Below are 347 nucleotides of genomic sequence, written 5' to 3' on the forward strand. Positions count from 1 at the left end.
TGCCTTGAGATGAGTTCTCCCCGACTTAAAGTTGGTAAGGGTTGTTTAAGACGAAGACGTAGATAGGTGTGGTGTGTAAGCGGTGCGAGCCGTTGAGCTAACACATACTAATTGCCCGAGAGGCTTAATTATACAACGCTCAAGTGTTTTTGGGTGAAGTAAGTAAAACTAAATCAAAATTAAATAAACTAAAAAATTAGACAAAAAAGAGAATCAAACAGACAGCTTGTTTTTAAATTTAAAGAATAGAATAAAAGAAATGTAGGGTCGTATTGAATACGCCCAATCATCAAAGGAATAATCCTGATGGTCATAATGCAGTAGCCCCACCTGAACCCATGCCGAAC

General features: G+C 38.0%; 1 rRNA gene. It reads left to right on the forward strand.

The features are described 5' to 3' along the window. Positions 1-132 (forward strand): 23S ribosomal RNA (locus ACTG7Q_RS10900); the annotation flags it as partial. Positions 133-347 lie beyond the last annotated feature (215 nt).

This window comes from Lonepinella sp. BR2474 (genome assembly GCF_051851555.1).
Classification (GTDB): Bacteria; Pseudomonadota; Gammaproteobacteria; order Enterobacterales; family Pasteurellaceae; genus Lonepinella.